Here is an 8401-nt window from a genome sequence, read left to right as displayed (position 1 = left end):
TGCTAAGCTTATCCACAATTGCTGGGACAGAAATCAGCAATCCGTCCTGGGTCAATTTTCAATCGGCAGGGTGGGTCAGTTTTCAATCAGCGCCAACACGTTGTGCTCTGCATTGGCCGACACCGTTAAAGCCGAAGATTCGACGTTGACGCTCGGTACGGTAACTGTTCAGGGCGCGACCAGTGGCCCTTTGAGCACCAGCAGCGTACTCAGCTCAGTGGATATCCTGGGGGGCGACATCCTTGAAAAGATGCCAGTCAATTACAGCTGGGAACTGTTCAGGCGTGCGCCGGGAGTGATGTTGACCGAGTTCAATCAAGGCACCACATCCGGCAAGATTTCTTTCCGCGGCTTTAACGGCGAAGGGGAGGTGAATGCCGTCAAATTGCTGATTGACGGCATTCCAAGTAACAGCAACGACGGCAACATGCCGTACATGGACATGATATTCCCGATGGAGCTGGACAGCATCGAGGTGGTGCGGGGTACCAGTGATGCGCGCTATGGCCTTAATAACATTGCCGGCAACGTCAATATGCTGACCCGAACGGGTGGCGACTACAACAAGGCGCGGTTTCGTTATGGCAGCTTCAATACCCAGGAAACCCAGCTCGCCAAGGGCATTGAGAGCAGCAACTGGACGCAGAATTACTTCTTCGCCTATCAAAAATCAGACGGCTACCGGGATCATGCCGAGGCAGACAAGTTTTCAATATCTGGCAAATGGTTTTTTACGCCGGACGATGACAGTTACCGTATAGGCCTGATCGCTCGTCACTACGAAACCGAGGCGCAGGAGCCGGGGTATCTGACCGAGGACGACGCACGTCATCATCCCGAAATGACCAACAGTTTCAACGCGACTGACAAAGGCACGCGACGCATGAACCAGGTCAGTCTGCATTTCGATACAGACCTGACCGATACGCTCGCCTGGTCAGCGAAGACCTATGTAAATACCCTCGATGACAGGCGCTGGACGCAGTACTGGCGCACGAGCTCTCAGCAGGAGCGCGACACTTACGAGACTCAATACGGCGCTCTTACTTCACTGACCTGGCGCCCGGAAGTCAGCTGGCTATACGATTTCGCCCTTGAGGGCGGTACGGACGTACAGCAACAGCAAAACCAGAGTGAGCGTTATCGCACCAGAGACCGTGCACGCCTGGCGACCACTCGCGACCAGCAGTTTGATTTCGACACTTATGGCGCTTATGTCCAGGCCGAAATCAAACCGTTCGAGTCACTGAAGATCGTACCGGCTTACCGGGTCGACAAGATCCAGGGCGACTTCACCAACGAAATGACCGGTACGGACTACGACATCAACAATTACGGGCTGATCAAACAGCCGAAAATCAGCGTTGTCTATTCCCCGTGGGATGTCGCCAGCTTCTATGGAAACTGGGGACGTACCTTTCAAGTGGGGACGGGGGCTGCTGCCTACAAGATTCCGCCGAGGGATACGGACCTGGCACCTTCTATCAACGAAGGTTGGGAAACCGGAATCAAGTTCACGCCGGCGGACTGGGTGGATGGTCGAGTCGCCTACTGGCAGCAAGAGGCTTCCGGGGAGGTCAGTCGCAGGCTCAACGACCCGAGTGGCGAGTCCGATAACGTGGGGGAAACCCGGCGGTGGGGCTATGACGTGCAAATGAATCTGCACCGGGACGAGCGCACTGAGGTATGGCTGGCCTATTCCTGGCAGTATTCGAAAATACTTCAGCCGAGTGCCACGTTACCGGGCAGCAAAGGTCGGGAAATCGACCATATCCCGCATCACCTTTACAGTGCCGGCCTCCGCTATGACGCGACACCCGCATTACAGTTGACTGCCTGGATGAATGGCCAGACGAACTATTATCTGGAGCGGGAAAATACCAAGGGCACTTACGGCGGTTACGTGCTGATGAATCTGGGTGCAACCTACAAGGTGACGCAGTCAGTGAGCGTTGACCTGCAGTTGAAAAACCTCACCAACCGATATTATGAATACGTCTGGTACGACCCGGACGGTGCCCAGGGATCTCTGCATTCCCCGGGTGATGGTCGTGCGCTTTACAGCGGAGTGACTGTGGATTTCTGATGTTGAAGATTGCCGAGGCCTTTTCGGTTTCGGCAATTCACTTGCCTGGCGCAAAACCTTGGAAAACCCACAGTGTCCTACGCTTTTTCTTCTGACTTGAGTTGACGAAAAAACATTCGCCGATACGCCGAAGGCGAAGTGCCAAGATGAACAGCAAACTGCTGCCTCAAGGATAAAGGCGTTCCAAAACCTGCCTCATCAGCCACGGACTCAATAGATAATTCAGTCGTCTCCAGCAGCGCTTGCGCTCTGACGACTCGCTCGGCGTTCAACCATCTGGAAACGGTACTGCCGGTGGCCTCCCGAAAGCGCCGAGTAAACGTGCGCCTGCTCATTTTTGCCCTCTCGGCCAAGGCGTCGAGTGAGAGGTCACTGGACAGGTTCATCCTCGCCCACGCCAGTACCTCATGCAAATGCGTTTCGCTGGACAGTTGCGGCACAGGACGCTCGACATATTGAGCCTGACCGCCTTGCCTGTGCGGCGGCGTCACCAGCATCTTCGCGGTGCGATGAGCCACATGTGCATCGACGCTGTCGTGCGTGCAGCAGCGGACATGGGTTATCCGGTGACTGTGCTGCATGATGCTTGCGCTACGCTGGACCTCACCTTTGGCGGAGTCACCGTGCCTGCCGCTCAAACGCATGCGGCGATGATGGCAGCCTTTGAGTTCGGCTACGCCACCGTCAAATCGGTGGACGAGTACCTGTCGGCTTGAGTGTGTAACGGTTGAGTTTTCGGAGCCCGGACGGGCTCCTTCCTGTTACTGGCAAACACGACGTCTTCCATCACCGAATGGTACAACCGCGCTTTATTGACCAGGGATAGCCGCTGAACCCAATACTTGACGTTGCGCGGATTCAGAGTCAGCGGTGCTGAGCATTGACGCAGGCCGCAGCACTTGCCGGGCTGGAATTTATAAAATCTTTTTCTTGGCCGACGTTCCACTTTTCGCCACCACCGGTTCCGCAACCGTGCAGCTGCCCTTGCTACAGCGATGGCCACCATCAGGATGAGGCAGCCAGGCCAGGTGAGGGCGAAAGCGGCAAAAAAGACGATACAAGACGGTAAATAGCGGCCTGAGAATCTGCCAGGACAACGGTGCGACCCACTTGCCGAGGCCCGCTGCCCGCCAGCTCCAGAGCGTGGCGTCCAGCCCGGTTACCCAAGTCCCATCGTCAAACCGGGCATGCAGTGACGCCTCCATTTTTGTAAGTGTCAGCCCCAGCGAACTGGCGTCGAACGCGTCGTCACTGATATCAACAAACAAAAGACGATCCGCTGTAGCTCGCGCCCGCAGGACCTTGATTTCTCGAGCGCAGAGTGGGCACTCGCCGTCAAAGTAGAGTGTCAATGGCCATCGGGTTTTCTTGTACACGGCTTGATACCTTGTATAGGTTTTCCACAAGGTATTCTTAAAAACACGTGCTGACAATGGTCGCCGAGGCTGGCTGCTGAATGAGAAACCTGTTCATGGCCTTACGCACAGCGCCTTAAACCGGCAAACGAAGTTGCTTGCGCAAACTTTTGTCAAACGCCGCCGTCGGCACAAACCGGCGCAGCAGGCTGATTTGTAGAGCGCTCTTGCCGGCCGTGTAGCGATGCTTTGGGCGAGTGTCGTTCGCCGCCTTCAGCACGACCGCCGCCACCACTTCCGGCAGGTCGGCTTTTGGCATGACATCGGCCAGCAACGCCTTGAACCCGGCGCGGGCCTGATCGTATTCCTTAAGCGGTGAATCCGGCTCAATGCCGTTTTGATCGAAGACGGTTCGCACAAATCCCGGCTCGACGACCGAGACCCGGATATTGAAGGCGCGAACTTCGTGATCGAGCGATTCCGAATAGCCCTCCACTGCGTGCTTGACTGCCGAATAATGAGAAGAGTAGGGCGCGGGTATCAAGCCCAGGATCGAGCCGATATTGATGATGCGTCCTTCGCCACGTTGGCGCATCGATGGTAGCACTGCGTTGGTCATGCGGATGACGCCGAACAGGTTGACATCGTACAGTGCTTGCACTTGCGGGATCGAAAACTCTTCAGCCCCCCCCACCAGACCAATACCGGCATTGTTGACCAACAGGTCGATGCGCCCGGTCCGCGCGAGTACGGTAGAAACGAGCGTCCTGACAGACTCATCGTCTGTCACGTCGCACGTGAGCATCGACACCTGCGTCGAGCTGTCAGCTATCTTGCGGCTTGTGCCAAATACGGTGTAGCCCGCCCGCACCAGCGCCTCGGCCGTCGCGCGACCGATGCCGGAGGATGCGCCAGTGACGATGGCGGTTTTTTTGGAAGATGTGCTCATGTGATACTCCAATGCTCAAAAGGCTGGATGCCAACAAGTGGGTGATGCGAGTAGCCGAACAGGTAGGGCTTCAACACTCACTTGATCTTCACGACCACCTTGCCTTTGGCGCGACCCCGGCCCAGGTATTCAAGCCCCTCTCTGGCCTGTTCAAACGTAAAGACCCTGTCAATCACCGGCTTGATTTGCCCACTTTCAAGCAACTCGGCAATTTTCCCCAGTTGAGCCCCGTCCGGGCGCACGAACAGAAACGAGTACGTCACATTGCTTTTCTTCGCACGCCGGATGATCGAGCGGCTCATCAGCCCGAAGAGGAAGGTGAAGAAGACATTCATTCCGCGAGCCTGAGCGAATGCTTTATCCAGCGGGCCGACGAGGGAAACGATCTTGCCTCCGGGCTTGAGGATGCCGACGGCTTTTTTTATCGTGTCGCCTCGGGTCGTGCCAAGCACCAGGTCATAGCCTCGCAGTACCTCTTCAAACGCCCGCTCTTTGTAGTCCACGACTTCATCTGCGCCCAGGCTGCGAACCAGTTTTGCATTGCCGCTGCTGGTGGTCGTGGCCACTTTGCCACCCAGGTGTTTTGCCAATTGAATGGCGAAGGTGCCGATGCCACCAGAACCGGCAGGTATGAATACCTTCTGGCCAGGTTGAAGATTGGCGCGCTCTTTCAAGGCCTGCCACGACGTAAGCCCGACCATCGGAATGGAGGCCGCTTGTACAAAGTCCAGGTTGGTCGGTTTCAGCGCAGCCGTGCGCTCGGGAACGGCGACGAGTTCGGCGATGGAGCCTCTGCCAAGATCAAAGAGGCTGGCGAAAATGGCGTCACCGGCCTTGAAGCGTGTCACAGCGCTGCCCACTTCAAGGACTACGCCGGCCAGATCGCTGCCCATAATGGCCGGCAGTTCGTACTTCAAGACCGGTTTGAACGTGCCCGTGGTGATCATGTTGTCGATCGGGTTCAAACCGGCTGCGTGAACTTCCACCAGCAGTTCGTCAGGCTTGATGGTTGGCCGAGGAACATGCGCAATCGCGATTTCAGGCGACTTGCCATAGTTTTCAAATGTAAGTGCTTTCATGTTGCTCGGTTTCCAGGGGCGTCTGACAATAATGAGGTGGTTGTACAAAAAACTGCGCGCAGTTGAACGTGAAAGCGTTATTTCAGGAACTCCAGAGCCTTCGAGACGAAGTCCGCGTGGTACTGAAATGCGCCGCCGTGCCCGGCGTCCGGATAGACCACAAGTTGCGCCAGCGGGATACGTCGGGCCATGTCGCGGCTTAGCTCGCTCGCGACAATGATGTCGCTGTCCCCCGTGGCGATAAGCACAGGTATGCGCAGGCGGGCGAGATCCTGCGGTGGCTGTTTACCCCATGCCTTGATTGCTTTGAGTTGGCGAAAAAACAGACGAGGCGTCGGCCCCTTGTCGCGGGCCACCTTGCGTTCCTTCACCCTCATCAAATAGTCTCTGGCGGCGTGTTGGCCGTTGAGTGTCGAGGTAAAAAACATAGAGGCCTTGGGGTCACGTAACGTCAGCAGGCCTTTGAGAATAAGTGGCCAGGACAGCGCACCTATGCGGTCGATGCCCTTGCCGCCTGCCGGGCCAGTACTCACCAGGATGAGCCTGCGCACCAGGCCAGGGACTTTTGAAGCCACCTCCTGGGCCACGAAACCGCCCATTGAAAAGCCGACCAGATCAACCTGCTTGTAGCCCAGTGCCCGATCAGCTCCACTGTATCCCGAGCCATCGCGTCTATCGTCACCGGCGATGCGCCGCCGGATAAGCCGGCGCCTTGATAGTCGATAGCGATAACGTGGTGTTGACTGGCAAGGCCTTCGACGATGCGCGGGTCGAAATCGTCCAGTACCGCGCCCCAATGGTTGAGCAGGACGACCGGTACGCCGCTGCGCACACCTGATTCGCGATAGGCGAAGGCAATGCCGCCAACTGTCGCGATTTTATTGGGCGCCTGGATATACGACTGCGCCAGGTGAGTTTCCAGGTTTGAGCGGCTCATGATGGATACCCTGGTTTCAGGCTTGCGGCTGATAGCGCTCTGCGGCCTTGGCTTGTCGAATGTCCGACAACAATCCTAGCCGCGCGCCATCCAGTGAGTCCCAGCGAGCCGCAACGTGCAGCGGCGGAATAGTGACCAGCTCGCGACGATCGAAGCCCACCAGCGCTGCATCGACCAGTTCTTCGACGTCCATCACCTCGGAGATAGTGTTGAGGTCGATCCCCGCGCGCTCCCATATTTCGGTGCGGGTTGCCGCTGGCAGTACCGCCTGGATGTAGACGCCTTTTGGCGCCAATTCCAGGTGCATGCCTTGAGACAGGTACAGCACGAATGCCTTGGTGGCACCGTAAACAGTCATGCCGAATTCCGGCGCAAAGCCCACCACCGACCCCAGGTTGACGATTGAGCCCGTTCCAGACTCCGCAAAACGCGGCGCTACTGCTGCGGCGAGCCGCGTCAGGGCAACCACGTTGAGTGCGATGAGCCTTTCGATGGCCTCGGCACTTTGTTCAGTGAAACCGCCGGACTGGGCCATGCCGGCGTTGTTGATCAGAATGCCGATCTGCGCATCATCACGCAGCCGCGTTTCGAGTGCGGTGAGGTCGGCAGCGTTGGTCAGGTCGGCCTGAAGCACTTCGACAGCAACGTCATGCTCTTTGATCAGCCGCGCTGCCAACGCATCAAGGCGTGGCTTGTCACGTGCGGCGAGTACCAGATTATGGCCGCGACGGGCGAAACGCTCGGCATAGACGGCACCAATACCACTGGATGCGCCGGTGATGAGAACAGCAGGGAGCGTAGTCATTGAGAATGTCCTTGGGGGAAATGCGTTGGGGTTAGTAGCGCGTTTCAGCCTGCGATTGTCGGATAGTCGGTGTAGCCTTCTGCGCCGCCGCCATAGAGCGTGGCCGGGTTCAGTTCTGCCAGCGGTGCGCCGGTTTTCAAGCGCTCGATCAAGTCAGGGTTGCTGATGAACGGGCGACCGAAGGCGACCAAGTCAGCCTTGTTCGCATTGACACGTACTGTTGCAAGGTCAAGGTCGTAACCGTTATTGGCCAGATAGGTGTGCTTGAAGCGCTCGCGCAGCGCGTCGTAGTCGAACGGCGCAACATCACGCGGGCCGCCCGTTGCGCCTTCCACGACGTGCAGGAAGGCGATGCCCTGTTCACTCAATTGCTCTGCGATGTACTCGTACTGCGGTTGCGGGTCGCTGCTGGCAACGCCATTGGCAGGGGACACCGGCGAGATCCGCACGCCGGTGCGTTGCGCACCGATTTCCTTGACCACGGCGGTGACGACTTCCAGCAGCAGGCGCGCGCGATTTTCCACTGAGCCACCGTAGGCATCGGTGCGCACGTTGGCGCTGTCCTTGATGAACTGATCGAGCAGATAACCGTTGGCGCCGTGGATTTCCACACCGTCGAAGCCCGCTTCAATGGCGTTTGCAGCGGCCTGGCGGAAATCGTTGACGATGCCTGGCAATTCGCTCAGCTCCAGCGCGCGTGGCTCGGAGACGTCGTGGAATGCGTTATTGACGAAGGTTTTGGTCTGCGCCCGGATAGCGGATGGCGCGACCGGTGCTGCGCCGCCCGGTTGCAGGTCGACGTGAGAAACCCGGCCAACGTGCCAAAGCTGCACAAAAATGCGCCCGCCCTCGGCATGCACGGCATCGGTGACGACGCGCCAGGCGGCGATCTGCTCCGGCGTATACAGCCCTGGCGTGTCCTGGTAGCCCTGAGCCTGAGGGGAGATTTGCGTGGCTTCGGTAATGATCAACCCGGCCGACGCGCGTTGGGCGTAGTAGGTGGCAGTCAGGTCGGCAGGAGCCAGACCGGCGCCTGCACGGTTGCGAGTCAGCGGCGCCATCACGATGCGATTCGTGAGCGTCAGATTGCCTAGGGTCTGTTCCCGTTTCGACGTAACCTATTGATCCCTATGAGAACAGGCCCGTATTGTTGGAGTTCTCACACAACACCAATACGAGCCTGCAATGCC

At 57.8% G+C, this 8401-nt stretch carries 7 protein-coding genes and 2 pseudogenes; 2 read left to right on the top strand and 7 right to left on the bottom strand.

Translation table 11 applies throughout. The features are described 5' to 3' along the window. The first annotated feature begins 112 nt into the window (after positions 1-112). Positions 113-2086, top strand: coding sequence for a TonB-dependent receptor (locus DW49_RS0119345; RefSeq protein ID WP_024420185.1), 1974 nt, complete (start codon positions 113-115; stop codon positions 2084-2086). A 77-nt stretch (positions 2087-2163) separates the two neighbouring features. On the opposite strand, the pseudogene DW49_RS0119340 reads toward DW49_RS0119345, so the two are convergent. Further along, positions 2164-2610: pseudogene (locus DW49_RS0119340) on the bottom strand (helix-turn-helix domain-containing protein); the annotation flags it as partial. On the opposite strand from DW49_RS0119340, the pseudogene DW49_RS01000000128610 reads away from it, so the two are divergent. Next, positions 2590-2802, top strand: a pseudogene (locus DW49_RS01000000128610) (isochorismatase family protein); the annotation flags it as partial. The pseudogenes DW49_RS0119340 and DW49_RS01000000128610 sit on opposite strands and share 21 nt — an antisense overlap. Positions 2803-3000: 198 nt before the next feature. Here DW49_RS01000000128610 and DW49_RS0119335 read toward each other — a convergent pair. From DW49_RS0119335 to DW49_RS0119310, 6 genes are all read right to left on the bottom strand, one after another. Further along, a complete protein-coding gene (locus tag DW49_RS0119335; RefSeq protein WP_005616660.1) occupies positions 3001-3462 on the bottom strand; it encodes a thiol-disulfide oxidoreductase DCC family protein in 462 nt (153 codons plus the stop codon). A 115-nt stretch (positions 3463-3577) separates the two neighbouring features. Further along, the gene (locus DW49_RS0119330) at positions 3578-4390 is read right to left on the bottom strand and encodes an oxidoreductase (protein WP_005616661.1); all 813 of its coding nucleotides are present in this window, start codon (positions 4388-4390) and stop codon (positions 3578-3580) included. A gap of 77 nt (positions 4391-4467) precedes the next feature. Continuing rightward, positions 4468-5469, bottom strand: coding sequence for an NADP-dependent oxidoreductase (locus tag DW49_RS0119325; RefSeq protein WP_005616662.1), 1002 nt, complete (start codon positions 5467-5469; stop codon positions 4468-4470). Between the two features lie 77 nt (positions 5470-5546). Beyond that, complete coding sequence (locus DW49_RS01000000128605; protein ID WP_337587835.1) at positions 5547-6266, bottom strand: alpha/beta fold hydrolase; 720 nt, start codon at positions 6264-6266, stop codon at positions 5547-5549. A 156-nt stretch (positions 6267-6422) separates the two neighbouring features. After that, the gene (locus DW49_RS0119315; protein WP_005616666.1) at positions 6423-7211 is read right to left on the bottom strand and encodes an SDR family NAD(P)-dependent oxidoreductase; all 789 of its coding nucleotides are present in this window, start codon (positions 7209-7211) and stop codon (positions 6423-6425) included. A gap of 44 nt (positions 7212-7255) precedes the next feature. Further along, positions 7256-8296 carry an alkene reductase gene (locus DW49_RS0119310; protein WP_044424779.1) on the bottom strand — a complete coding sequence of 347 codons (1041 nt, stop codon included), beginning with the start codon at positions 8294-8296 and terminating at the stop codon, positions 7256-7258. Positions 8297-8401 lie beyond the last annotated feature (105 nt).

The organism is Pseudomonas avellanae BPIC 631, assembly GCF_000444135.1.
In the GTDB taxonomy this organism is placed as follows: domain Bacteria; phylum Pseudomonadota; class Gammaproteobacteria; order Pseudomonadales; family Pseudomonadaceae; genus Aquipseudomonas; species Aquipseudomonas avellanae.
This window is presented reverse-complemented; position numbering and strand designations above follow the sequence as displayed.

What these genes read in the sequence shown, in the direction of transcription:
- DW49_RS0119330 (WP_005616661.1), bottom strand. Translation starts at nt 4,390, where the DNA reads ATGAGCACATCTTCCAAAAAAACCGCCATCGTCACTGGCGCATCCTCC.
- DW49_RS0119325 (WP_005616662.1), bottom strand. Translation starts at nt 5,469, where the DNA reads ATGAAAGCACTTACATTTGAAAACTATGGCAAGTCGCCTGAAATCGCG.
- DW49_RS0119315 (WP_005616666.1), bottom strand. Translation starts at nt 7,211, where the DNA reads ATGACTACGCTCCCTGCTGTTCTCATCACCGGCGCATCCAGTGGTATT.